17 protein-coding genes are annotated in these 23762 nt (G+C 61.1%); 11 read left to right on the forward strand and 6 right to left on the reverse strand.

Annotation, left to right across the window (positions count from 1 at the left end):
- Positions 1-2 precede the first annotated feature (2 nt).
- Positions 3-662, reverse strand: a complete 660-nt coding sequence (locus J3P75_RS18425; RefSeq protein ID WP_093103020.1) for a GntR family transcriptional regulator — start codon at positions 660-662, stop codon at positions 3-5.
- Between the two features lie 268 nt (positions 663-930).
- Between J3P75_RS18425 and xdhA the strand changes: the two genes are divergently transcribed.
- The 4 genes from xdhA (at position 931) to guaD (ending at position 7096) form a co-directional block, all read left to right on the forward strand.
- A complete protein-coding gene (xdhA, locus tag J3P75_RS18430; protein WP_434707734.1) occupies positions 931-2385 on the forward strand; it encodes a xanthine dehydrogenase small subunit in 1455 nt (484 codons plus the stop codon).
- Positions 2378-4777, forward strand: coding sequence for a xanthine dehydrogenase molybdopterin binding subunit (gene xdhB / locus J3P75_RS18435; protein WP_434707735.1), 2400 nt, complete (start codon positions 2378-2380; stop codon positions 4775-4777). The genes xdhA and xdhB overlap by 8 nt, the downstream gene beginning before the upstream one ends.
- Before the next feature lie 143 nt (positions 4778-4920).
- Positions 4921-5778 (forward strand): xanthine dehydrogenase accessory protein XdhC, encoded by an 858-nt coding sequence (xdhC, locus tag J3P75_RS18440; protein WP_434707736.1) that lies wholly within the window; start codon positions 4921-4923, stop codon positions 5776-5778.
- 13 nt (positions 5779-5791) lie between these two features.
- Entirely contained in the window at positions 5792-7096 is a 1305-nt protein-coding gene (guaD, locus tag J3P75_RS18445; RefSeq protein WP_434707737.1) for a guanine deaminase, read from the forward strand.
- A gap of 158 nt (positions 7097-7254) precedes the next feature.
- Here guaD and J3P75_RS18450 read toward each other — a convergent pair whose 3' ends face one another.
- Positions 7255-8019 carry a GntR family transcriptional regulator gene (locus J3P75_RS18450; protein ID WP_039763010.1) on the reverse strand — a complete coding sequence of 255 codons (765 nt, stop codon included), beginning with the start codon at positions 8017-8019 and terminating at the stop codon, positions 7255-7257.
- A 355-nt stretch (positions 8020-8374) separates the two neighbouring features.
- On the opposite strand from J3P75_RS18450, the gene J3P75_RS18455 reads away from it, so the two are divergent.
- A complete protein-coding gene (locus J3P75_RS18455) occupies positions 8375-9565 on the forward strand; it encodes a benzoate/H(+) symporter BenE family transporter (RefSeq protein WP_434707738.1) in 1191 nt (396 codons plus the stop codon).
- Positions 9566-9799: 234 nt separating this feature from the next.
- Positions 9800-10945, forward strand: coding sequence for an integrase core domain-containing protein (locus tag J3P75_RS18460; RefSeq protein WP_434707165.1), 1146 nt, complete (start codon positions 9800-9802; stop codon positions 10943-10945).
- Between the two features lie 143 nt (positions 10946-11088).
- Here J3P75_RS18460 and J3P75_RS18465 read toward each other — a convergent pair whose 3' ends face one another.
- Positions 11089-11433: a YggL family protein gene (locus tag J3P75_RS18465; RefSeq protein ID WP_016773843.1), complete on the reverse strand. Its 345-nt coding sequence runs from the start codon at positions 11431-11433 to the stop codon at positions 11089-11091.
- A 233-nt stretch (positions 11434-11666) separates the two neighbouring features.
- Between J3P75_RS18465 and dacB the strand changes: the two genes are divergently transcribed.
- Positions 11667-13127 carry a D-alanyl-D-alanine carboxypeptidase/D-alanyl-D-alanine endopeptidase gene (dacB, locus tag J3P75_RS18470; RefSeq protein WP_090282563.1) on the forward strand — a complete coding sequence of 487 codons (1461 nt, stop codon included), beginning with the start codon at positions 11667-11669 and terminating at the stop codon, positions 13125-13127.
- Positions 13128-13254: 127 nt separating this feature from the next.
- Here the strand turns inward: dacB and J3P75_RS18475 are convergent, their stop codons facing one another.
- Together J3P75_RS18475 and rlmKL are read right to left on the reverse strand one after the other, a co-directional pair.
- Complete coding sequence (locus J3P75_RS18475) at positions 13255-15639, reverse strand: sensor domain-containing diguanylate cyclase (RefSeq protein WP_434707739.1); 2385 nt, start codon at positions 15637-15639, stop codon at positions 13255-13257.
- Positions 15640-15783: 144 nt separating this feature from the next.
- Positions 15784-18054, reverse strand: coding sequence for a bifunctional 23S rRNA (guanine(2069)-N(7))-methyltransferase RlmK/23S rRNA (guanine(2445)-N(2))-methyltransferase RlmL (gene rlmKL, locus J3P75_RS18480; RefSeq protein WP_434707740.1), 2271 nt, complete (start codon positions 18052-18054; stop codon positions 15784-15786).
- A 531-nt stretch (positions 18055-18585) separates the two neighbouring features.
- On the opposite strand from rlmKL, the gene rmf reads away from it, so the two are divergent.
- Positions 18586-18801 (forward strand): ribosome modulation factor, encoded by a 216-nt coding sequence (gene rmf, locus J3P75_RS18485; protein ID WP_003223300.1) that lies wholly within the window; start codon positions 18586-18588, stop codon positions 18799-18801.
- 261 nt (positions 18802-19062) lie between these two features.
- Here the strand turns inward: rmf and J3P75_RS18490 are convergent, their stop codons facing one another.
- Entirely contained in the window at positions 19063-20082 is a 1020-nt protein-coding gene (locus J3P75_RS18490; RefSeq protein WP_434707741.1) for a quinone-dependent dihydroorotate dehydrogenase, read from the reverse strand.
- 222 nt (positions 20083-20304) lie between these two features.
- On the opposite strand from J3P75_RS18490, the gene J3P75_RS18495 reads away from it, so the two are divergent.
- From J3P75_RS18495 to J3P75_RS18505, 3 genes are all read left to right on the forward strand, one after another.
- Complete coding sequence (locus tag J3P75_RS18495) at positions 20305-21516, forward strand: CmpA/NrtA family ABC transporter substrate-binding protein (RefSeq protein ID WP_434707742.1); 1212 nt, start codon at positions 20305-20307, stop codon at positions 21514-21516.
- A gap of 15 nt (positions 21517-21531) precedes the next feature.
- On the forward strand, positions 21532-22107 hold the full coding sequence (locus tag J3P75_RS18500; RefSeq protein WP_394507601.1) for an ANTAR domain-containing response regulator: 576 nt from the start codon (positions 21532-21534) through the stop codon (positions 22105-22107).
- Between the two features lie 443 nt (positions 22108-22550).
- Positions 22551-23762, forward strand: coding sequence for a nitrate/nitrite transporter (locus J3P75_RS18505; RefSeq protein WP_434707743.1), 1212 nt, complete (start codon positions 22551-22553; stop codon positions 23760-23762).

Below are 23762 nucleotides of genomic sequence, written 5' to 3' on the forward strand. Positions count from 1 at the left end.
GCTTAAGCAACCGTCAGCGCAGACACCACCAGATCGCAGCTGCGCTGGGCGTACGCCGTCAGCACGATGCGGATCTGCGGCAAATCACGGGCGAGCACGGCGGCGAGCAGGCGTTCGAACAGCTCGAGGAATTCACTCATTTCTGCCTTGCGCTGTTCGAGGGCGAGGAAGTACGCACGGCTCATCGCCGGTTGCAGGTTCTCGACGGTTTCCTGCAGATACGGGTTGTTGGCGAACGGATAGGCGGCGCGCATCACCGCGAAGCTGTCATCGACAAAGCTGCGAATATCGCCGCGTTCGTAATGCCCGGTCAGGCGCTGCTGGATCTGCACGAACGGCGCCATGTCCGACTGCACTTGCCAGCCGTTGGCTACCGAATTGCCGAGCAGGATGTACAGCTCGCTCATCAGCGTGCACAGGCTCTGCACCTTGTGCGCAGTGAGTTCGGTGACGTGGGCCCCACGCCGCGGCAGGATCGCGATCAGGTGGCGGCGTTCGAGGATGAGCAAGGCTTCGCGGACCGAACCGCGACTGACGTTGAGCGCCAGCGTGACCTTCTGTTCCTGGATGCGCTCTCCCGGCTTCATTTCGCCACGAATGATGCGCTCGGCGAGGTGGTGAGCGATTTGCTCGGCGAGGCTGTCCGGCGCCTTGAACGTCATGGTTGTCCTTCAAACTCTATCGATCTGCACAAGCGGCGCAGTGTAGCGCAAATGCACGGTCATGGCGGAGTGCCCACTCAGCGGTTTTTGGCACGATTCCCGCAAAAAAGCGCAGTGACCGATGAGGGTCAATACTCAATAGACACGTTGTTGATCGGCGAAACCGATTTTCCTGACCTTTAAGTCAGAAAACCATTGACCGAAAAGTCAGACCTGCTAAATTCGGTTCACGTCGGTTAACAACAATAATGAGTCTGCGAGGCCTTCCGTGATCCAGTTTTTACTTAACCAGGAACTCCGTAGCGAGCACGCCCTGGACCCGAATCTGACTGTGCTCAATTACCTGCGCGAACATGTCGGCAAGCCTGGCACCAAAGAAGGTTGCGCCAGCGGTGACTGCGGCGCGTGCACCGTGGTGGTCGGCGAATTGCAGACGGATGACGCCGGGCGTGAGCACATTCGCTATCGCAGCCTCAATTCCTGCCTGACCTTCGTCTCGTCATTGCATGGCAAACAACTGATCAGCGTCGAAGACCTCAAACACCAAGGCCAACTGCACAGCGTCCAGCAAGCGATGGTGGAGTGCCACGGCTCGCAGTGCGGCTTCTGCACCCCCGGTTTCGTCATGTCGCTGTTTGCCCTGCAAAAGAACAGCGACGCCCCCGATCACGCCAAGGCCCACGAAGCGCTGGCCGGCAACCTCTGCCGCTGCACCGGCTACCGGCCGATTCTGGCGGCGGCCGAGCAATCCTGCTGCGCTAAACAGCCCGATCAGTTCGACGCCCGCGAAGCCGAAACCATCGCCCGCCTCAAAGCCATCGCCCCGACCGATATCGGCGAACTCAACAGCGGCGACAAGCGCTGTCTTGTACCGCTGACCGTGGCCGACCTGGCCGATCTCTACGACGCTTACCCACAAGCGCGCCTGCTCGCCGGCGGTACCGACCTGGCCTTGGAAGTGACGCAGTTTCACCGCACCTTGCCGGTGATGATCTACGTCGGCAACGTCGCTGAAATGAAGCGCATCGAAACCTTCGAAGACCGTATCGAAATCGGCGCCGCGACCGCCCTCTCCGACTGCTACGAAGCGCTGAAGGCCGAGCACCCGGACTTCGGCGAACTGCTGCAGCGCTTCGCCTCGCTGCAGATCCGCAACCAGGGCACGCTCGGCGGCAACATCGGCAACGCCTCGCCGATCGGTGATTCGCCACCGCTGCTGATCGCCCTCGGTGCGCAGATCGTGCTGTGCAAAAGCGAGACCCGCCGCACGCTGAACCTGGAAGATTACTTCATCGACTACCGCGTCACGGCCCGTCAGGAAAGCGAGTTCATCGAAAAAATCATCGTTCCGCGCGCCAGCGCCGAGCAGTTGTTCCGTGCCTATAAAGTGTCGAAGCGTCTGGACGACGACATCTCCGCCGTCTGCGCCGCGTTCAATCTGCGCGTGGAAAACGGCGTGATCGCCGACGCCCGCGTGGCCTTCGGCGGCATGGCAGCCATTCCGAAACGCGCCGCCCATTGCGAGGCCGTGCTGCTCGGTCAGCCGTTCAATAACGCCGTGATCGAACGCGCCTGCGCCGCACTGGCCGAGGACTTCACGCCGCTGACTGACTTCCGCGCCAGCAAGGAATATCGCCTGCTCAGCGCGCAGAATCTGTTGCGCAAATACTTCATCGAACTGCAAACACCGCACATCGAGACTCGGGTGACCGCTTATGTCTAACCATCACGGCGTAGAGAAAACTCAAGCTGAACTGGCTGAACTGTTCGCCAAAGATCTGACCACCGGCGTCGGCCGCAGCGTCAAGCACGACAGCGCCGCCAAGCATGTGTCCGGTGAAGCGCAGTACATCGATGATCGCCTGGAATTTCCGAACCAGTTGCACCTGTACGCGCGTCTGTCGGACCGCGCCCACGCGAAAATCCTCAGCATCGACACCCAGCCCTGCTACGCCTTCGAAGGCGTGCGCATCGTCATCACCCACCAAGACGTGCCGGGCCTGAAAGACATCGGCCCGTTGCTGCCGGGCGATCCGTTGCTGGCGATCGACGATGTGCAGTTCGTCGGGCAACCGGTGCTCGCCGTCGCGGCGAAGGATCTGGAAACCGCACGCAAAGCGGCGATGGCCGCGATCATCGAATACGAAGACCTGGAACCGGTGCTCGACGTGGTCGAAGCCCTGCGCAAGCGCCACTTCGTACTGGACAGCCACACCCATCAGCGTGGCGATTCAGTGTCCGCGCTGGCCAGCGCTGAACATCGCATTCAAGGCACGCTACACATCGGCGGCCAGGAACACTTTTACCTGGAGACGCAGATCTCCTCGGTGATGCCGACCGAAGACGGCGGCATGATCGTCTACTGCTCGACGCAGAACCCCACCGAAGTACAGAAACTGGTCGCCGAAGTGCTGGACGTGTCGATGAACAAGATCGTCGTCGACATGCGCCGCATGGGCGGTGGTTTCGGTGGCAAGGAAACCCAGGCTGCGAGCCCGGCGTGCCTGTGCGCGGTAGTCGCGCACCTCACCGGCCAGCCGACCAAGATGCGCCTGCCGCGCGTCGAAGACATGCTGATGACCGGCAAGCGCCACCCGTTCTATGTCGAGTACGACGTCGGTTTCGACAGCAGCGGCCGCCTGCACGGGATCAATATGGACCTGGCTGGTAACTGCGGTTGCTCGCCGGACCTGTCGGCGTCGATCGTTGACCGTGCGATGTTCCACTCGGACAACTCCTACTACCTCGGCGATGCGACCATCAACGGTCACCGCTGCAAGACCAACACTGCGTCGAACACCGCCTATCGCGGTTTCGGCGGCCCGCAAGGCATGGTCGCCATCGAAGAAGTGATGGACGCGATCGCCCGCCACCTCAACCTCGATCCGCTGGCGGTGCGCAAGGCCAACTATTACGGCAAGACCGAACGCAACGTCACCCACTACTACCAGACCGTCGAGCACAACATGCTCGAAGAGATGACCGCCGAACTGGAAGCCAGCAGCCAGTACGCCGAGCGCCGCGAAGCGATCCGTCGCTACAACGCCAACAGCCCGATCCTGAAAAAGGGTCTGGCGCTGACCCCGGTGAAATTCGGTATTTCTTTTACCGCCAGCTTCCTCAACCAGGCCGGTGCGTTGATCCACATCTACACCGACGGCAGCATCCACCTGAACCACGGCGGTACGGAAATGGGTCAGGGCCTGAATACCAAAGTCGCCCAGGTTGTGGCTGAAGTGTTCCAGGTCGACATCGACCGCGTGCAGATCACCGCGACCAACACCGACAAGGTACCGAATACCTCGCCAACCGCTGCTTCGAGCGGTGCCGACCTCAACGGCAAAGCGGCGCAGAACGCGGCGGAAACCATCAAGAAGCGTCTGGTCGAGTTCGCCGCGCGGCATTTCAAGGTCAGCGAAGAAGACGTCGAATTCCGCAACGGCCATGTGCGCGTGCGTGAGCACATTCTGACCTTCGAAGCGCTGGTCCAGCAGGCATATTTCAATCAGGTGTCGCTGTCGAGCACCGGCTTCTACAAGACCCCGAAAATCTACTACGACCGCAGTCAGGCCCGTGGTCGTCCGTTCTACTACTTCGCCTTTGGCGCGGCGTGCTGCGAAGTGATCGTCGACACCCTGACCGGCGAGTACAAGATGCTGCGCACCGACATTCTTCACGACGTCGGCGCCTCGCTGAACCCGTCGATCGACATCGGTCAGGTCGAGGGCGGATTCGTCCAGGGCATGGGCTGGCTGACCATGGAAGAGCTGGTCTGGAACAACAAGGGCAAGCTGATGACCAACGGCCCGGCCAGTTACAAGATCCCGGCCGTGGCCGACATGCCGCTGGACCTGCGGGTGAAACTGGTGGAAAACCGCAAGAACCCGGAAGACACGGTGTTCCATTCCAAGGCTGTGGGCGAGCCGCCGTTCATGCTCGGCATTGCCGCCTGGTGCGCGATCAAGGATGCGGTGGCGAGCCTCGGTGACTACAAGCATCAGCCGAACATCGACGCGCCGGCGACCCCGGAGCGGGTGTTGTGGGGGTGTGAGCAGATGCGCCAGCTCAAAGCGGTGAAAGCTGTTGCGGCTGAAACCGAGCTGGCTCCGCTCTAGGACCGAGGCACGGCCAATCGCTGGCAAGCCAGCTCCCACAGGATTTGAGTTGAGTCCAGATTTTGTGGTCACCACAAATCACTGTGGGAGCTGGCTTGCCAGCGATGAGGCCCGAACAGACAACGATGTTGTAGGGGTGAACTATGTACAACTGGATCGACGCCCTCGCCGACCTGCAGAACCAGGGCGAGCCCTGTGTGCTGGTGACGATCATCGAAGAGCTCGGCTCGACGCCACGCAATGCCGGCTCGAAAATGGTCGTCAGCGCCCACCGGATGTTCGACACCATTGGTGGCGGGCATCTGGAATACAAGGCCATGCAGATCGCCCGCGACATGCTCGCCAGCGGCAAGCAGGACACCCATCTTGAGCGATTCAGCCTCGGCGCCAGTCTGGGCCAGTGCTGCGGCGGCGCCACGGTGTTGCTGTTCGAACCGATGGGCCAGGTGCAGGCGCAGATCGCTGTATTCGGCGCCGGCCACGTCGGTCGCGCCTTGGTGCCGCTGCTCGCCAGCCTGCCCTGCCGGGTGCGCTGGATCGATTCGCGCGAGGCGGAATTCCCTGAGCACATCCCCCACGGCGTGCGTAAAATCGTCAGCGAAGAGCCTGTGGATGAAGTCGATGATCTGCCCGCCGGCAGCTATTGCATCGTCATGACCCACAACCATCAGCTCGACCTGGAACTCACCGCCGCCATTCTCAAACGCAACGACTTCGCCTGGTTCGGCCTGATCGGCTCGAAGACCAAACGCGTCAAGTTCGAACATCGCCTGCGTGATCGCGGTTTCGACCCCAGCGTGGTGCAACGCATGCGCTGCCCGATGGGCATCAGCGAAGTCAAAGGCAAACTGCCGGTGGAGATCGCCATCTCCATCGCCGGCGAAATCGTCGCCACCTACAACGCCAACTTCGGCCAGCACAGCGCCAGCGCCGAACCGATTGCCCGATTGCTGCCCGCCTCGCGCCGCAGCCAGTCCGCCAAACTCAAAGCCTCAAACTGATTAGAGAACCCTCATGCCTCTGACTCGCAAAGCCTACCGCGCCGCCATCCTGCACAGCATTGCCGACCCCGCCGAAGTCGGCATCGAAGCCTCCTACGAATATTTCGAGGACGGCCTGCTGGTGGTCGATGGCGGCAAGATCAGTGCCCTCGGCCACGCCAGCGACCTGCTGCCGACCCTGCCGGCGGATATCGAAATCGAGCATTATCAGGACGCGCTGATCACCCCGGGCTTCATCGACACCCACATCCACCTGCCGCAAACCGGCATGGTCGGCTCCTACGGCGAGCAACTGCTCGACTGGCTCAACACCTACACCTTCCCCTGCGAAAGCCAGTTCGGCGACAAGGCCCATGCCGACGAAGTCGCGGACATTTTCATCAAGGAACTGCTGCGCAACGGCACCACCACCGCACTGGTGTTCGGCAGCGTGCATCCGCAGTCGGTGAACTCGTTTTTTGAAGCGGCGGAAAAGCTCGACCTGCGGATGATCGCCGGCAAGGTGATGATGGACCGCAACGCCCCGGATTATCTGGTCGACACCGCCGAATCAAGCTATGTCGAGAGCAAGGCGCTGATCGAGCGCTGGCACGGCAAGGGCCGCCTGCACTATGCGGTGACCCCGCGCTTCGCGCCGACCAGCACCCCGGAGCAACTGACCCTCGCCGGGCAACTGCTGACCGAATACCCGGACCTGTACATGCAGACCCACATCAGCGAGAACCTCAAGGAAATCGAGTGGGTCAAGGAGCTGTTCCCGGAACGCAAAGGCTACCTCGACGTTTACGATCACTATCAGTTGCTCGGCGAACGCTCGGTGTTTGCCCATGGCGTACACCTGTGTGACGACGAGTGCGCGCGACTGGCGGAAACCGGCTCGGCGATCTCGTTCTGCCCGACGTCCAACCTGTTCCTCGGCAGCGGCCTGTTCAACCTGCCGATGGCGGAAAAGCACAAGCTCAATGTCGGCCTCGGTACGGACGTCGGTGGCGGCACCAGTTTCTCGCTGCTGCAGACGCTCAACGAAGCGTACAAGGTGATGCAACTGCAAGGCGCGCGGCTGAGCCCGTTCAAGTCGCTGTATCTGGCGACGCTGGGTGGCGCGCGGGCGCTGCGTCTGGAAGACAGAATCGGCAACCTGCAACCGGGTTCCGATGCGGATTTCCTGGTGCTGGATTACCACGCCACGCCGCTGCTGAGCTACCGGTTGAAGCAGTCCAACAACATTGCCGAAACGTTGTTCGTGCTGATGACCCTGGGCGATGACCGCACGGTGCAGCAGACGTATGCGGCGGGTGCTTTGGTGCATCAGCGCTAGGTTCTTTTGCACCCTGATCATTCCCACGCGGAGCGTGGGAATGCCTCAAGGGACGCTCCGCGTCCAGTGACGCGGAGCGTCACGGGCTGCATTCCCACGCAGAGCGTGGGAACGATCAATCGCTGGCAAGCCAGCGATTGGAGCGACTCGGTGTCAGCTCAGAGCTTGGCGCTCGAACGCCCCGGCTTCTTGGTCTGCAACAAATGCGAGAACACCGCATGCAGGTCATCCGACGCGCCTTCCTCGTCGAGGTTGAGCTTGCTGTCGATGTGATCCATGTGGTGCATCATCAGGTTTACCGCCAGTTCGCCGTCGCGTTTCTCGATCGCGTCGATCAATTGGGTGTGTTCGTCATACGAACAGTGCGAACGGTTGCCGCTTTCATACTGGGCAATGATCAGCGAGGTCTGCGAGACCAGGCTGCGCTGGAAGCTGATCAATGGCGCGTTCATCGCCGCTTCCGCCAGTTTCAGGTGAAATTCGCCCGAGAGTCGAATACCGGCGCCGCGATCACCGCGCGAGAAGCTGTCGCGTTCATCATTGACCATCTGTCGCAATTCGGCGATCTGCTCGGCCGTGGCATGCTGCACGGCCAGTTCAGTGATCGCGCGCTCGACCAGACGGCGCGCGAGAAACACCTGACGCGCCTCTTCCACGCTCGGGCTGGCGACCACCGCGCCACGGTTGGGCCGCAGCAACACCACGCCTTCATGGGCCAGACGCGACAGCGCGCGGCGAATGATGGTGCGGCTGACCCCGAAGATTTCCCCCAGCGCTTCTTCGCTCAACTTGGTGCCGGGCGCCAGACGCTGCTCGAGGATCGCCTCGAAGATATGCGCGTAGACAATATCGTCCTGGGTTCCGCTGCGCCCGGCTTTGCCTGCTCGCGGTTGTTTCTTGAGGGGTTGCAACTGTTCGTTCATGGGCACTCGGGTCGGAAGAACTGCGGCGAATAGACCGTGACTGTAATACGGCACAGTAGGTCGCTGGCAAGTATCGCGTAAAAAACAGCGCGATTGTACACAATGAATGGTGGCAACACGACTGTACGGCTGTTTGCGAGTTCGGCTGTATTGCAACGATCCGTCGGGTTTGAGTTTAGGCTTGATCGCAGAATCCGCCTTCGTCCACGCCCCCTGTAGGAGTGAGCCTGCTCGCGATAGCGGTGTGTCATCCAAAAAAGTGTCAACTGACCCACCGCTATCGCGAGCAGGCTCGCTCCTACAAGGGATTTGTGTTGTGGCGGGGATCTCCATTGGTATAAGGAACACCACCGTCATGACCGACGCCACCCACGCCCGCCTGCGTCCCCTCGCCGACACCACACCGTCCGCCATCGTCGCCGGCTTCATTGCGATGATGACCGGTTACACCAGCTCCCTGGTGCTGATGTTCCAGGCCGGGCAAGCGGCGGGCCTGAGCAGCGGGCAGATTTCCTCGTGGATCTGGGCGATTTCGATCGGCATGGCGGTGTCTTCGATCGGCCTGTCGCTGCGCTATCGCACGCCGATCACCATCGCCTGGTCGACCCCCGGCGCCGCCCTTTTGATCACCAGCCTCGGCGGTGTGAGCTACGGCGAGGCGATTGGCGCCTACATTACCTGCGCAGTGCTGGTGACCATTTGCGGCCTGACCGGCAGCTTCGAGCGGCTGGTGAAGAAGATCCCCGCTTCGCTGGCCGCGGCTTTGCTGGCCGGCATCCTCTTCAAGATCGGCAGCGAAATCTTCGTCGCTGCGCAGCACCGTACCGGGCTGGTGCTGGGGATGTTCTTCACGTATCTGCTGATCAAACGTCTGTCGCCACGCTACGCGGTACTCGCCGCTCTGTTGGTTGGCACCGCGCTGTCAGGCGCCATGGGCCTGCTCGATTTCAGCGGCTTTCATCTGGAAGTTGCGACTCCGGTCTGGACCACACCGCACTTTTCACTGGCCGCGACCATCAGCATCGGCATCCCGCTGTTCGTGGTCGCCATGACCTCACAGAACATGCCGGGCGTCGCCGTCCTGCGCGCCGACGGCTACAACGTCCCGGCCTCGCCGCTGATCACCACCACCGGCATCGCCTCGCTGCTGCTGGCGCCGTTCGGCTCCCACGGCATCAACCTCGCCGCCATCAGCGCCGCGATCTGCACCGGCCCGCACGCCCACGAAGACCGCAACAAGCGTTACACCGCTGCCGTCTGGTGCGGGATTTTCTACGGGATTGCCGGGGTGTTCGGCGCGACGTTGGCGGCACTGTTTGCCGCGCTGCCGAAAGAACTGGTGCTGTCGATTGCGGCACTGGCGTTGTTTGGTTCGATCATCAATGGTTTGAGCATTGCCATGACCGAGGTGAAAGAACGGGAGGCGGCGCTGATTACTTTCATGGTTACGGCGTCGGGGCTGACGCTGTTTTCGATTGGGTCGGCGTTTTGGGGGATTGTGGCGGGGGTTTTGACTTTATTGATCTTGAATTGGCGCAAAGCTTAAGGTCAAAAGCCCCTCACCCTAGCCCTCTCCCAGAGGGAGAGGGGACTGACCGCGTTGGATTCGCGAAATATGCCGACATGGGATACCGAGTCGAACTCACATCTTGAAAAGCCCACAATTAGCTCCCTCTCCCTCTGGGAGAGGGCTGGGGTGGGTAAAGACCGGGTACATCCTTTACGTTTGAGACCGGGGACATGGTTTACAGGTATTAATCATGGTCAGGAGGTGCTGACCATGCCCTGGAATCAAGAGTCCCCAATGGATCAACGAGTGAAGTTAGTCAGTGACTGGCTTAGCGGTAGTTACACCAAGAGCCAATTAAGCCGGCGCTACGGCGTCAGCCGTCCAACCATCGACAAGTGGCTGGAACGGTATGCAGCGTTGGGCGTGGATGGTTTGAAAGAGCAATCGCGCAAGCCATTGAACTGCCCTCATCAAACTCCCGATGAAATCATTGCCACGCTGCTAACCAAGAAAAACGAACATCCCGATCGGGGACCCAAACAGATCATTGATCGCCTGCGCGATTCCGACCCGCATATCCAATGGCCGGCGGCGAGTACCGCCGGGGAGTGGTTGAAGAAAGCTGGTTTGGTGGTGGCGCGACGGCCGTATCCCCCGCGCCCCCGTGCTCCAACACACTTGCGTCCGGTCGACGCGCCCAACCAGACTTGGTGTGCTGATTACAAAGGGCAGTTCAAAATGCAGGACGGTAATTGGTGCTATCCGCTGACCATTACCGATCAGATGAGCCGCTTTTTATTCGTCTGTCGCGCTTTGCCCAGTACGCACGGAGCGCCAACGCGGGAAGGCTTTGAGTGGGCTTTTCGAGAATATGGGCTGCCGGATGTGATCCGCACTGACAACGGCGCTCCTTTCGCGTCGACAGGTCTGGCGCGACTTTCGAAATTATCGGTTTGGTTCATCAGACTTGGAATCCATGTCGAAACGATTACGCCTGGCCGCCCCGACCAAAATGGTCGACATGAACGGATGCATCGAACGCTAAAGGCAGCAGTGCCACCGGCGGAAAACTTGGTGCGCCAGCAGCTGGCTTTTGAGGATTTCATCCAAGACTTCAATTACCACCGACCGCACACCGCGCTGGGCATGAAACCGCCGGCATCTGTCTATAGCCCGTCGATACGCGCTTATCCAGGTTACTTGCCTGCGCTTGAATACGGTTCCGATGTTGAAGTACGCAAGGTTCGGTCAAATGGGGAAATTAAATGGAAAGGACAGCTGATTTTTCTAGGAGAGGCTCTGATTGGAGAGGACATTGCGCTGAAGGAAGTGGCTGATGACGCTTGGGAACTGTACCTTTGCAGCCATTGTTTAGGCAGGCTTGAAAGCGGCGCCAAACGCGTTTCAAGCCTGTAAAGGTGTAAACGATGTCCCCGGTCTAATTTGTAAAGGATGTACCGGTCTCTACAGTGAGGGTCCGGCTCACCGCTGAACCAAAGCCTGCCCCAAACCCCAGACGAAAAAAAACGGCGACCCTCAGGCCGCCGTTCTTTTCAGTATCACTTGGCCGCGTTGATCGGCTTTTCCGGATACCACACGTCCAGCAACGGGCTGACTTCGTACTTGGTCAGCTCGGAACGGTTTTTCAGCCAGGCTTCAACGGCAGCGCGCTGCTCTTCGTTGACCGAGCCACGCTTCTGCAGGCACACCAGACCGAAGTCATCGCCGCCGACATAACCCAGACCGTTGGCTTCCATGGCTTCTTTGATGAATGCTTCGAGGAAAGCGTCAATGGCTTCTTCGGACAAGTCTTCTTTGAAGTCCAGGTTCAGTTCGAAACCCAGCTCTTGAAATTCATCAACGCACAGTTTTTTGCGCAGACGCTGGGAACGGTTAGTCGCCATTGGAACAATCCTCTTAAGTAATAACGGCCGGCACTTTACCAGTTTAAGCCGGCGATTGCCCGACTCTCTGGCCTCTGTGGCCGACCGCCTGTAAAAAATAACGATTTGCAACGCCCCGACAAGGCACAAGCTGTTACAGCTTGGGGCATAATGCCGACACTTTCATGACCACTGAGGGCTTTTTCATCCATGCCCTCGTTTATTTCCCCCTCGGCTGTAGGGTTTTATTTCATATGATCAAATCGTTGCGTCCATTGCTTCTCGCCGGCCTTCTTCTGCCGCTGGCCCTGCCTGTTTCCGCTGCCACCATCAACACCGCCCTCACCCCCAACGTCGAAAAAGCCCTCAAGGCCAGCAAATTGCAGCCCAGCGCCCTGTCGCTGGTGATGGTGCCGCTGGAAGGTCCGGGCACGCCGACCGTGTTCAACGCCGACGTGTCGGTGAACCCGGCTTCGACGATGAAACTGGTGACCACTTATGCGGCGCTGGAAATGCTCGGCCCCAACCACCAGTGGAAAACCGAGTTCTACACCGATGGCGATCTGAGCGGCGGCATTCTCAACGGCAACCTCTACCTCAAGGGTGGCGGCGATCCGAAGCTGAACATGGAAAAACTCTGGCTGCTGATGCGCGACCTGCGCGCCAACGGCGTGACCCAGATCACCGGTGATCTGGTGCTCGACCGCAACTTCTTCATTCAGCCGCAACTGCCGGAATTCAACGACGACGGCAACGACGACAACAAGCCGTTCCTGGTCAAGCCGGACTCGCTGCTGGTCAACCTAAAGGCGCTGCGCTTCGTCGCGCGCAACGACGGTGGCCGCGTGCTGATTTCCGTTGAGCCACCGATCGCCAGCATCCATATCCAGAATACCGTCAAGGCGCTGCCGTCCAAGCAGTGCACCGGCGGTGTGCGCTACAACCCGGTGCCGCAGGCCGATGGCAGCGTCAACGTGACGGTTGCCGGGCAGTTGGGCGAAGGTTGCAGCTCGCAGACCTACCTGTCGCTGCTCGATCACGCGACCTATACCGCAGGCGCGGTGCGGGCGATCTGGAAGGAACTGGGTGGCAGCATTCAGGGCCAGGATCGTCTCGCTTCAACGCCGAGCAATGCCAAGCTGCTGGCGCGTGCCTACTCGCCGGACCTCGCCGAGATCATCCGCGACATCAACAAATACAGTAACAACACCATGGCCCAGCAGCTGTTCCTCAGCCTCGGTCAGCGTTTCCGCAACGAAGCCGACGGTGACGACGCCAAAGCCGCGCAACGTGTAGTACGCCAGTGGCTGGCGAAGAAGGGCATCACCGCGCCGCATCTGGTGATGGAGAACGGCTCCGGCCTGTCCCGCGCCGAACGCGTCAGCGCCCGTGAAATGGCGAGCATGCTGCAAGCGGCGTGGCACAGCCCGTATGCCGCCGAATACATCAGCTCGATGCCGATTGCCGGTACCGACGGCACCATGCGCAAACGCCTGAAGACCACCGCCATGCGCGGTGAAGCGCACATCAAGACCGGTACGTTGAACACCGTGCGGGCGATTGCCGGGTTCAGCCGCGATGTGAATGGCAACACCTGGGCGGTGGTGGCGATCCTGAATGACAAGGCACCGTTCGGCGCATCGTCGGTGCTTGATCAGGTGCTGCTGGACCTGTACAAACAGCCGAAACTGCCGCAGACCGCTTCGGTCCTCTGACCGACACATAACCCCTGTGGGAGCCAGCCTGCTGGCGATAGCGGAGGGTCAGTCACCTGAGATAGTGACTGACACAATGCAATCGCTAGCAGGCTAGCTCCCACAGGTTAGTGTGTTGGCTTCAATATCAAACGGACTGCCGCTCAACCCGGTCACGGCCATTCTGCTTCGCTGCGTAAACGCCCGAGTCGGCGCGCAGCAGCAATGCATCCGCGCCCTCCCCCGGTCGCCAGCTGGCAATGCCGAAACTCGCCGTGACCACGCCGACCACGTCCACCGGCGCACTGCGCAGGCCTTCCCACAATTCCATCGCCAGCATATAAGCGTGATCGCCGTCGATATCCGGGCACAGCACCATGAACTCCTCACCGCCCAGACGGCAGAACACATCGGTGCGGCGCAGGCGATGGCCAATCCGTTCACACACCGCTTGCAATACCCGGTCGCCCACGGCGTGGCCATAGTGGTCATTGATGCGTTTGAAGTGATCGATATCGAGCATGATCACCGACAATTCGCCACCGCCGCGCTCGACCCGCGCCATTTCAGTGGTCAGGCGTTCCTGGAAGTAGCGGCGGTTGTGAATGCCTGTCAGCGAGTCGGTGATGGACAAAGCGCGCAGTTCTTCTTCCACGCGTTTGAGGTCGGAGATGTCCGAAATATAGCCGTGCCACAGCACGCCACCGCCCGGCAGTTCCTCGGGCGTCGCCTCGCCGCGCACCCAGCGCAGGCCGCGCTCGGGCAATTGCACGCGGTATTCCTCGCGCCACGGGCTGAGGCTTTCGGCCGAGGCGCGGATCGACGAGCGTACGCGGGTCACGTCTTGCGGATGAATGCGGGTGAAAATCGCCTCAGCGTTGAACAGCAGCACGTCCGGCTCCAGCTCGTAGATCTCGCGGATACCGTCGCTGGCATAGATCACGCTGAAGCGCCCGTCGAATTCCATCTTGAACTGGTAGATGCCACCGGGCACATGGGCGCTGAGCTTCTTTAGCAGCACATCGCGCGCCGCCAGTACTTCGTGCACGCGCTTGCGCTCGGTGATGTCGATGCAGATCGCCAGATGCCCGACCCACAAGCCCTGCTCATCAAGCACCGGGGTGGCGAGCATGTTCACCGGCAGATGACTGCCGTCGCTGCGCACCAGCGTCCATTCGCGGGCCTCGTGACCGCCGACTTCGCCGCCCTCGACCAGCATGGCATGACAGGTCGGGATGCTCTTGCCGTAGCGCGCGCTCAGCTCCGCCGCGCGGGCGGCCAGTTCGCGGGGCAGGTGCAGATTTTCCAGGGTCATGCGTCCGACAACTTCGGCACTGCTGTAGCCGAGCATCTGCTCGGCACCGGGGTTGAAGGTGTTGATCACGCCGCGCAAATCCGTGGCGATGATTGCCACTTGGGTCGCTGCGTTGAGCACCCCGCGCAACTGGCCGTGGGTGCCACGCAGTTCCTGTTCGCTGGCATGCAGTTCCTGGGTGCGCAGTTGAACCAGGCGCAAGGCGCGCTGGCGCTGGCTGACCAGCACATACAGCAGTGCACTGAGCAACAGACTGAGCAGGCTGCCCAGGACCACCACGCTGCTGAACGACGAGTGGTTGGCCTGCATGAATCCTTCGCTCGGCAGGATATCGACCTGATAGTCGTGATCAGCCATGCGTACCAGGCGCGTCGCCGCCAGATCGCTCGGCGCGGCCTGATTGCTGGACTCGAACAACACCTCATGCTGGTCATGGGTCGACAGATCGAGAATGCGCACCGAGAGATAATCATGCAGCGCATCCGGCAAGCCGTCGGCGAGCAACTGGCGCATGCTGATCACCGCCATCACATAGCCGAACGGCTGTGCCTCGTCCGGGCGAATCACCGGTGCCAGCAGCAACACCCCGCGCGCATACGACGGTTCTATGCCGACCAGATGCATCGGTTGCGACACCACCAGGCTGCGCAACCGGTCAGCGCGCTGCAAGGTTTCGCGGCGCAATGGCTGAGCGAGCAAGTCATAGCCCAGCGGCGCCGGCAGGCGACTCTGTGTCTGGGTGTACAGCACCGGCACGTATTCATCGCGCGGCGCGGCCAGTTGCAGATCACCGTTGGCATCCAGTTCGCGGATGTTGAACGTGCTCAGGCCTTCATCACGCGCGCGTTGCTCGAACACCGCACGTTCGGCGCCGCTGATTCTGGGGGCATAGGTATAGGCTTGGGTGCGCAGCAATAACGGTCGCGAGTAACCGTCGAATTCGGCGCGGGAGACTGATTCGGAATTGGCAAAGAAGCGACGCAGGCCATCGAGGCGCTGCTCCTGATCCTGAAAGCGTTCTTCGATGCGACTGTAGCGCTCGTTGGCCAACAGCTGGAAGCGCTGACGCAGTTGCTGCTGAAACTGGTTGTAACTGGCCCAGGCGAGCAGCCCCGTGAGAATCCCGCCGGCGAGCAATACCAGCATCGCGACCAGCCAGGCCGAGACGTCTTCGCTGATAAAGCCCAGTATCTTCGGGCGCACGGGGTGCAACGACATAAAGACCACTCACTGCGCGAGCATTACGGGAAAACCCCATTGACCGTGTGTGAGTTATAGCTATTAGCCACTAATTTAGCTAGCGCGGGCAGATCCACGGAGCCTTTTAAAATCAAGGCTCTGAGGATCCAATCCCGGCAGGCGTCAACGAGCCGTGATTTTCCAGGCGCGGTGGATCCTGGTATTGCGGGCGAAATCCGGATCAATGGTCTGCGCACTGATTTCCTCGACCGCGTAACGCTCGGCGAGGTTGTCCTCCAACTGGAACTTGCGGAAGTTGTTGGAGAAATACAGCACCCCACCCGGCGCCAGACGCGCCATCGCCAGATCGATCAACTGCACCTGATCACGCTGCACGTCGAAGATGCCTTCCATGCGTTTGGAGTTGGAGAAGGTCGGCGGGTCGATGAAGATCAGGTCGTACTCGTCACGGCTGCTTTCCAGCCAGGCCATCACGTCGCCCTGCTCCAGACGGTTCTTGTCCGAGAAACCGTTCAGCGACAGGTTGCGGCGTGCCCAGTCCAGATAGGTTTTCGACAGGTCGACGCTGGTGGTGCTGCGCGCCCCGCCCTTGGCCGCGTGCACGCTGGCGGTCGCGGTGTAGCAGAACAGATTGAGGAAGCGCTTGCCGGCGGCCTCTTTCTGAATGCGCATGCGCATCGGCCGGTGATCAAGGAACAGACCGGTGTCGAGGTAGTCGGTGAGGTTGACCAGCAGCTTCACCCCGCCTTCATTGACCTCGACAAACTTGCCCTGTGCGGCCTGACGCTCGTACTGTTTGGTGCCGCTTTGACGTTCGCGACGCTTGACCACCACGCGGCTCTTGTCGACGTTCAGCGCCTGCGGAATTGCTGCCAGCGCGTCGAACATGCGCGCCGAGGCCTTTTCCGGATCGATGGATTTCGGCGCGGCGTATTCCTGAACGTGCACCCAGTCGTGGTACAGATCGATCGCCATCGCATACTCAGGCATGTCGGCATCGTAGACACGGTAGCAATCGATGCCTTCGCGCTTGACCCACTTGCCCATGGCCTTGAGATTCTTTTGCAGACGGTTGGCGAACATCTGCCCGCCTTCGCTCAAGCGCGGCTGTTCGATCACCGGTGCCGGGGCTGGGGTCGGCTTGATCGGGTTGCCGTTCTTGTTGAATTTGCGTTCCTGCGGCTCGTCCGGGGTCTGATCGTAGGCCGCTTGCTCGCGCTCGGCCTGACGCTGTTCCGGGGTGCGCCGCTCGCCAGTGACGAACTGGTCCGGCAGGACCTTGATCAACAGCAGCTTGCACGGCAGCGCGCCGTTCCAGAACGAATACTGTTTGTGGCTGCGAATGCCCATGCGCTTGCCCAGATCCGGGGCGCCGGTGAACACCGCCGCTTCCCAGTTCAGGCAGGCCTGACGCAGCCGCTCGCCGAGGTTCTGGTAGAGGTACAACAGGCTGGCTTCGTCACCGAGACGCTCGCCGTACGGCGGGTTGCAGATGACCAGGCCTTTCTGGTTCTGGTCCGGGCGCGGTTCGAACGTCGCGACTTCGCCCTGATAGATCTTGATCCACTCACTCAGGCCGGCGCGTTCAACGTTGTTGCGGCCCGGCTGGATCAAGCGCGGATCAGCTTCGTAACCGCGAATCCACAGCGGTGGCTTGGCCAGACCGGCCGCAGCGCGTTCAACAGCTTCTTCGTGGAGCTTTTTCCACAGCGCCGGAACGTGGCCGAGCCAGGCGGTGAAGCCCCACTGCTCACGACGCAGGTTCGGCGCCATGTCGGCGGCGATCATCGCCGCTTCGACGAGGAACGTACCAACACCGCACATCGGGTCAGCCAGTGCGCCACCTTCGGCAGCAATGCGCGGCCAGCCGGAACGGATCAGAATTGCCGCCGCAAGGTTTTCCTTCAGCGGTGCTGCGCCCTGCTGCAAGCGATAGCCGCGCTGGTGCAGGCTGTGCCCGGAGAGGTCGAGGGAGAGGATTGCTTCGCCGCGATCCAGACGCAGGTGAATGCGCAGGTCCGGATTGAGCTTGTCGATCGACGGGCGGTCGCCCTGCGGCGTGCGCAGCTTGTCGACGATGGCATCTTTGACTTTCAAGGCGCCGAAGTGGGTGTTGTCGATGCCCGAACCGTGGCCGCTGAATTCAACGGCCAGAGTGCCGTCGCTGAGCATGTGGTCCTGCCAGTCGATGTCGAGCACGCCGTGGTACAGGTCTTCGGCGTCCTTCATCGGGAAGCGCTTGAGTACCAGCAACACACGGTTGGCCAGACGCGACCAGAGGCACAGGCGATAGGCGGTTTCCATGGTCGCCATGCCGCGCACGGCAGAGGTGTGCTCGCGCGCTTCTTCAAGGCCAAGCCCGACGGCTTCCTCGATGAGCAGGCCTTCAAGGCCTTTGGGGCAAGTGAGGAAGAGTTCGAAACGGTCGGACATGGTGATTTCCAGAGCCTTTGGCTAGTGGACCGGCAACGCATTGCCGATCCGGTTTTCAATCAGGCGCTTTTCTGAAAGAGCGCCCGCGTGGCACGAAGGTGTGCCGTTCCATCCCCGCTGCTCGGGTTAAAAGAGCTTAGATGCCGGGACAGATAAAAAAGTTGAGGCAACAAAATGTCTTGAAGTGACCCTTCGTCGCTTAGTACCTGAGCGCAAACGTGGGTCATTCTCACTAAAGAATTAACCCCATCATCCAGCGCGGCGCCGATCATACCGGGGTTTGCTCAACAAACGTTCAATTAATACACGGTTACTTATTGCCATAGCATCCTTTCCGTTACGTGCTTATGACAAAACGGTCATTCCCTCGCTGTGACTCATTGGTTAGAACTGCATACAGGTTGACGTCGCAACGGCGTCAACACCTTGGCTCGCCACGCCGGCAGCGAGCCGCACCATGGCAGGTTTTTTCTGCCAGACCTCAATTGAGGTCAACGCGACACTACAGTCAACAAGTGAGGGAAACACCCTATGAGAAGACTTAAGCGTGATCCGTTGGAAAGAGCGTTTTTGCGCGGATATCAATATGGCGTTGGTGGAAAATCCCGTGAGCTTTGCCCATTTACTCTACCGTCGGTACGTCAAGCCTGGATCAACGGCTGGCGAGAAGGACGCGGCGACAACTGGGACGGTATGACCGGCACTGCGGGAATCCACAGACTCAACGAACTTCACGCCGTCGGCTGACACAGGGCATTTATTCCGACACGACAATCTGAATTTGTAACGAATTAACCACGCACGTCCTTCCCGGACGGCGGGCTACGGCCCAAGGGCTCCTTCGAGGAGCCCTTTTTATTGCCTGAAAAGCGGCTTGTGCCTCACATAAAAACCTGTAGGAGTGAGCCTGCTCGCGATAGCGTTCTTTCAGTCACCTGATGAGTGACTGGTACACCGCTATCGCGAGCAGGCTCACTCCTACAGGGGATCACCGTGGTGTCAGATGGCTCAGCGCAGCGCGGCGATGGCGTCGACCGCTTCGCGAATCAGTGCCGGGCCTTTATAGATGAAGCCCGAATAAATCTGCACCAGACTGGCACCGGCCTTGATCTTCTCGGCCGCGTGCTTGCCTTCGGTGATCCCGCCGGCGGCAATGATCGGCAAACGCCCGGCCAGCTCACCCGCCAGCACCTTCACGGTGTGGGTGCTCTTCTCGCGCACCGGTGCGCCGGACAGACCGCCCGCCTCGTCGCCATGTTCCATGCCTTCAACGCCCACCCGGCTGAGGGTGGTGTTGGTGGCGATCACCGCGTCCATGCCGGTTTCGATCAACGCCTGTGCCACCTGCACGGTTTCTTCGTCGGTCATGTCCGGGGCGATCTTGATTGCCAGCGGCACATGCTTGCCATGCCGCAGCGCCAGTTCGGCGCGGCGCGTGGCCAGGTCGGCGAGCAACTGCTTGAGCGAATCACCGAACTGCAGGCTGCGCAGGCCCGGGGTGTTCGGCGAGCTGACGTTGACCGTCACATAGCTGGCGTGGGCGTAAACCTTGTCGAGGCAGATCAGGTAATCGTCGACCGCCCGCTCGACCGGGGTGTCGAAGTTCTTGCCGATATTGATCCCCAGCACGCCCTGGTATTTCGCCGCAGCGACCCGCGTCAGCAGGTTATCGACGCCGAGGTTATTGAAGCCCATGCGGTTGATGATCGCCTCGGCTTCCGGCAGGCGGAAAATCCGTGGTTTCGGATTACCCGGTTGTGGACGCGGGGTCACGGTGCCGATTTCGACAAAGCCAAAACCCAGTTGTGCGAAACCATCGATGGCCGCGCCGTTCTTGTCCAGACCCGCCGCCAGCCCGACCGGGTTGGGGAACGCCAGGCCCATGACGGTCACTGGCACCTGCGCCGGCGCCTTGCACAGCAAGCCGTTAATACCCAAACGCCCACCTGCGCCGATCAGATCCAGCGACAGATCGTGGGAGGTTTCCGGGGAAAGTTTGAACAACAGCTGACGGGCCAGGGTGTACATGGGCGGCGATGACTCGGGCGGCGAAAAGAGGCGGCGATTATAGCCGGGCATGGCCCTGCGGCGCGAGGCGCACGCGCAAATCGCGCCAGTGGCATATGCCTTGCACTTTCCCTGTTATCAACTCGCCGGCCAATGACGGCAGACGAGCACGGACAATGGCGTCGTCGACGGGTTTGCCTGGGCAAAGTCCGCGGCGGCGCTTTTTTTTCGAGGTGGCGATGTATGAATGAACTGACGGTCGGGCCGCTGGCCTGGGTCAATGGCAGCGATGCGCCGGAAAAGAGCGCGATCAACCTCGGCTTCATGGCCCTGAGCGATTGCGCCTCGGTCGTCGTCGCGGCCACGCAGGGCTTTGCCCAGCCGTACGGCCTGACCCTGAACCTCAAGCGCCAGGCTTCGTGGGCCAACCTGCGCGACAACCTGGTCAGCGGCGAACTCGACGCCGCGCACAGCTTGTACGGCTTGATCTACGCTGTGCATCTGGGCATCGGCGGTGTTGCGCCGACCGACATGGCGGTGCTGATGGGCCTCAATCAGAACGGCCAAAGCCTGAATCTCTCGCGCGGCCTGCAAAACCTCGGCGTGTACAGTCCTGAAGCGCTCGACCGCCACGTGCACCAAAGCCGCGCAAAACTGACCTTCGCCCAGACTTTCCCCACCGGCACCCATGCGATGTGGTTGTATTACTGGCTGGCGAGCCAGGGCATTCATCCGTTGCAGGATGTCGACAGTGTGGTGGTGCCGCCGCCGCAAATGGTCGCGCACCTGCAAGCCGGGCGCATCGATGGTTTTTGCGTCGGCGAGCCGTGGGCCGCCAGCGCGGTGCAGCAGGACCTCGGCTTCACCCTCGCCACCAGCCAGACCATCTGGCCCGATCACCCGGAAAAAGTCCTCGGTTGCACCCGTGAATTCGTCGAGCAATACCCCAATACCGCGCGGGCATTGGTGATGGCGATTCTCGAGGCCAGCCGCTTCATCGAAGCCAGCCCGGAAAATCGCCGCAGCACCGCGCACCTGCTCAGCGCAACGGAATACCTCGATGCGCCGGTGGCGTGCATCGAACCGCGTTTTCTCGGCGACTATGCCGACGGCCTCGGCAATCGCTGGCAAGACCCGCACGCGCTGCGCTTTCATGGCAATGGCGAAGTCAACTTGCCGTACCTCTCCGATGGCATGTGGTTCATGACCCAGTTCCGCCGCTGGGGTTTGTTGCGGAGCGACCCGGACTACCTCGCCGTGGCCCGTCAGGTTCAGCAACTGCCGCTGTATCGCGATGCCGCAACGGCGGTTGGCGTGGCCGCGTGGGGCACTGACATGCGCAGCAGCCAGTTGCTCGACGGCAACGTCTGGGACGGCAGCGATCCGGCCGGCTACGCGCGCAGCTTCAAGCTGCACGCGCTGAGCGACGACGCTCCCCTGCTTGCCCAGCGCTGACCGGAGGCCGCGAACATGTTGCGTATTCTGCTGATCAACGACACCGCGAAAAAAGTCGGCCGTCTCAAGGCTGCATTGACCGAGGCCGGTTTCGAGGTGATCGACGAATCCGGCCTGACCATCGACCTGCCCGCACGCGTCGAAACGGTGCGCCCGGACGTGATCCTGATCGATACCGAGTCACCGGGGCGCGATGTCATGGAGCAAGTGGTGCTGGTCAGCCGCGACCAGCCACGGCCGATCGTGATGTTTACAGATGAGCATGACCCGACGGTGATGCGCCAGGCGATCAAGTCCGGGGTCAGCGCCTACATCGTCGAGGGCATCCACGCCCAGCGCCTGCAGCCGATTCTCGACGTGGCGATGGCGCGCTTCGAAAGTGACCAGGCCTTGCGCGCGCAGTTGCAGGCGCGGGACCAGCAACTGGCCGAGCGCAAGCGCATCGAACTGGCCAAGGGCTTGTTGATGAAGATGAAGGATTGCAATGAAGAAGAGGCCTACACGCTGATGCGACGCCAGGCCATGAGCCGGCAGCAGAAGCTGATACAGGTGGCAGAGCAGATCATTGCCATGAGCGAGTTGCTGGGCTGAAATCTTCGTTGCAAATCAAGAGCCCCTCATCGGAACGCCGCCCGCCTAGCCCTCTCCCGGAGGGAGAGGGGACCGACCGCACTGTCTTGCGCTGTCCGCCGACCTGAACGACCGAGTCGATTATGGATTCACTCGAAATCGTTCAGATCGGCAAATGACTCGGCCATCCCCCGCTCGGTTCCCTCTCCCTCTGGGAGAGGGCTAGGGTGAGGGGCTTTTGATCTTTCCCTTGTTGGCACAAATCTCGCTAAGCATTCCCTCAGGTAACCAACGGCGGTTGCCCCACCCACGACAAAGACGTCGCTCACCCCATTCGCCCTTGCGCGAATCCGGTAGCGGCGTTTTTGCGTTTTGGCCCCACAGACCGGGGCCGGTGGTGCGGCCGTGCAGGCGCTCCACCTGCTGTGCATGACTCCCGAGACTCTTATCAGCTGAGGTGCGCGATGAATTCAAGCTTCTGGAAATCCGGCCACACCCCGACCCTGTTCGCGGCCTTTCTGTATTTCGACCTGAGCTTCATGGTCTGGTACCTGCTCGGCCCGCTGGCGGTGCAGATTGCCACCGACCTGCAACTGACCACCCAACAACGCGGCCTGGTCGTCGCCACGCCGATTCTCGCCGGCGCGGTGCTGCGCTTCGCCATGGGCATGCTGGCCGATCGGCTGTCGCCGAAAACCGCCGGGCTGATCGGTCAGGTCATCGTTATCTGCGCACTGTTCGGTGCATGGAAACTCGGTATTCACAGTTATGAGCAGGCGCTGATCCTCGGCCTGTTCCTCGGCATGGCCGGCGCTTCGTTTGCTGTCGCGCTGCCGCTGGCCTCGCAATGGTACCCGCCAGAGCATCAGGGCAAAGCCATGGGCATTGCCGGTGCGGGCAACTCCGGGACAGTATTCGCCGCACTGCTCGCGCCAGTGATTGCCGCCGCGTTCGGCTGGAGCAATGTCTTTGGTTTCGCCCTGATCCCACTGGTCCTGACATTGGTGCTGTTCGCCCTGCTGGCGAAAAACGCCCCGCAGCGGCCGAAATCCAAAGCCATGGCCGATTACTTCAAAGCCCTTGGCGACCGTGACAGCTGGTGGTTCATGTTTTTCTACAGCGTGACCTTCGGCGGCTTCATCGGCCTGGCCAGCGCCCTGCCCGGCTACTTCAACGATCAATACGGTTTGAGCCCGGTGACCGCCGGTTACTACACCGCGGCCTGCGTGTTCGGCGGTAGCCTGATGCGCCCGTTGGGCGGCGCGCTGGCCGATCGCTTCGGTGGCATCCGCACCCTGCTGGCGATGTACACCGTCGCCGCCATCTGCATCGCCGCCGTCGGCTTCAACCTGCCAAGTTCCTACGCTGCGCTGGCGCTTTTCGTCTGCACCATGCTCGGTCTGGGCGCCGGCAACGGTGCGGTGTTCCAACTGGTGCCGCAGCGCTTTCGTCTGGAAATCGGCGTGATGACCGGGTTGATCGGCATGGCCGGCGGTATCGGCGGTTTCGCCTTGGCGGCGGGCATGGGCGCGATCAAACAGAGCACCGGCAGTTATCAACTGGCGCTGTGGTTGTTCGCCAGCCTCGGCGTACTGGCATGGTTTGGCCTGCACGGCGTCAAGCGCCGCTGGAGGACCACCTGGGGTTCGGCAGCGGTAACGGCGGCGCGAGTCTGA

Origin of the sequence: Pseudomonas sp. R1-1, assembly GCF_051132135.1 — a bacterium.
Taxonomy (GTDB): Bacteria; Pseudomonadota; Gammaproteobacteria; order Pseudomonadales; family Pseudomonadaceae; genus Aquipseudomonas.

What these genes read in the sequence shown, in the direction of transcription:
- J3P75_RS18425 (WP_093103020.1), bottom strand. Translation starts at nt 662, where the DNA reads ATGACGTTCAAGGCGCCGGACAGCCTCGCCGAGCAAATCGCTCACCAC.
- xdhB (WP_434707735.1), top strand. Translation starts at nt 2,378, where the DNA reads ATGTCTAACCATCACGGCGTAGAGAAAACTCAAGCTGAACTGGCTGAA.
- xdhC (WP_434707736.1), top strand. Translation starts at nt 4,921, where the DNA reads ATGTACAACTGGATCGACGCCCTCGCCGACCTGCAGAACCAGGGCGAG.
- guaD (WP_434707737.1), top strand. Translation starts at nt 5,792, where the DNA reads ATGCCTCTGACTCGCAAAGCCTACCGCGCCGCCATCCTGCACAGCATT.
- J3P75_RS18450 (WP_039763010.1), bottom strand. Translation starts at nt 8,019, where the DNA reads ATGAACGAACAGTTGCAACCCCTCAAGAAACAACCGCGAGCAGGCAAA.
- J3P75_RS18455 (WP_434707738.1), top strand. Translation starts at nt 8,375, where the DNA reads ATGACCGACGCCACCCACGCCCGCCTGCGTCCCCTCGCCGACACCACA.
- J3P75_RS18460 (WP_434707165.1), top strand. Translation starts at nt 9,800, where the DNA reads ATGCCCTGGAATCAAGAGTCCCCAATGGATCAACGAGTGAAGTTAGTC.
- J3P75_RS18465 (WP_016773843.1), bottom strand. Translation starts at nt 11,433, where the DNA reads ATGGCGACTAACCGTTCCCAGCGTCTGCGCAAAAAACTGTGCGTTGAT.
- dacB (WP_090282563.1), top strand. Translation starts at nt 11,667, where the DNA reads ATGATCAAATCGTTGCGTCCATTGCTTCTCGCCGGCCTTCTTCTGCCG.
- J3P75_RS18475 (WP_434707739.1), bottom strand. Translation starts at nt 15,639, where the DNA reads ATGTCGTTGCACCCCGTGCGCCCGAAGATACTGGGCTTTATCAGCGAA.
- rlmKL (WP_434707740.1), bottom strand. Translation starts at nt 18,054, where the DNA reads ATGTCCGACCGTTTCGAACTCTTCCTCACTTGCCCCAAAGGCCTTGAA.
- rmf (WP_003223300.1), top strand. Translation starts at nt 18,586, where the DNA reads ATGAGAAGACTTAAGCGTGATCCGTTGGAAAGAGCGTTTTTGCGCGGA.
- J3P75_RS18490 (WP_434707741.1), bottom strand. Translation starts at nt 20,082, where the DNA reads ATGTACACCCTGGCCCGTCAGCTGTTGTTCAAACTTTCCCCGGAAACC.
- J3P75_RS18495 (WP_434707742.1), top strand. Translation starts at nt 20,305, where the DNA reads ATGAATGAACTGACGGTCGGGCCGCTGGCCTGGGTCAATGGCAGCGAT.
- J3P75_RS18500 (WP_394507601.1), top strand. Translation starts at nt 21,532, where the DNA reads ATGTTGCGTATTCTGCTGATCAACGACACCGCGAAAAAAGTCGGCCGT.
- J3P75_RS18505 (WP_434707743.1), top strand. Translation starts at nt 22,551, where the DNA reads ATGAATTCAAGCTTCTGGAAATCCGGCCACACCCCGACCCTGTTCGCG.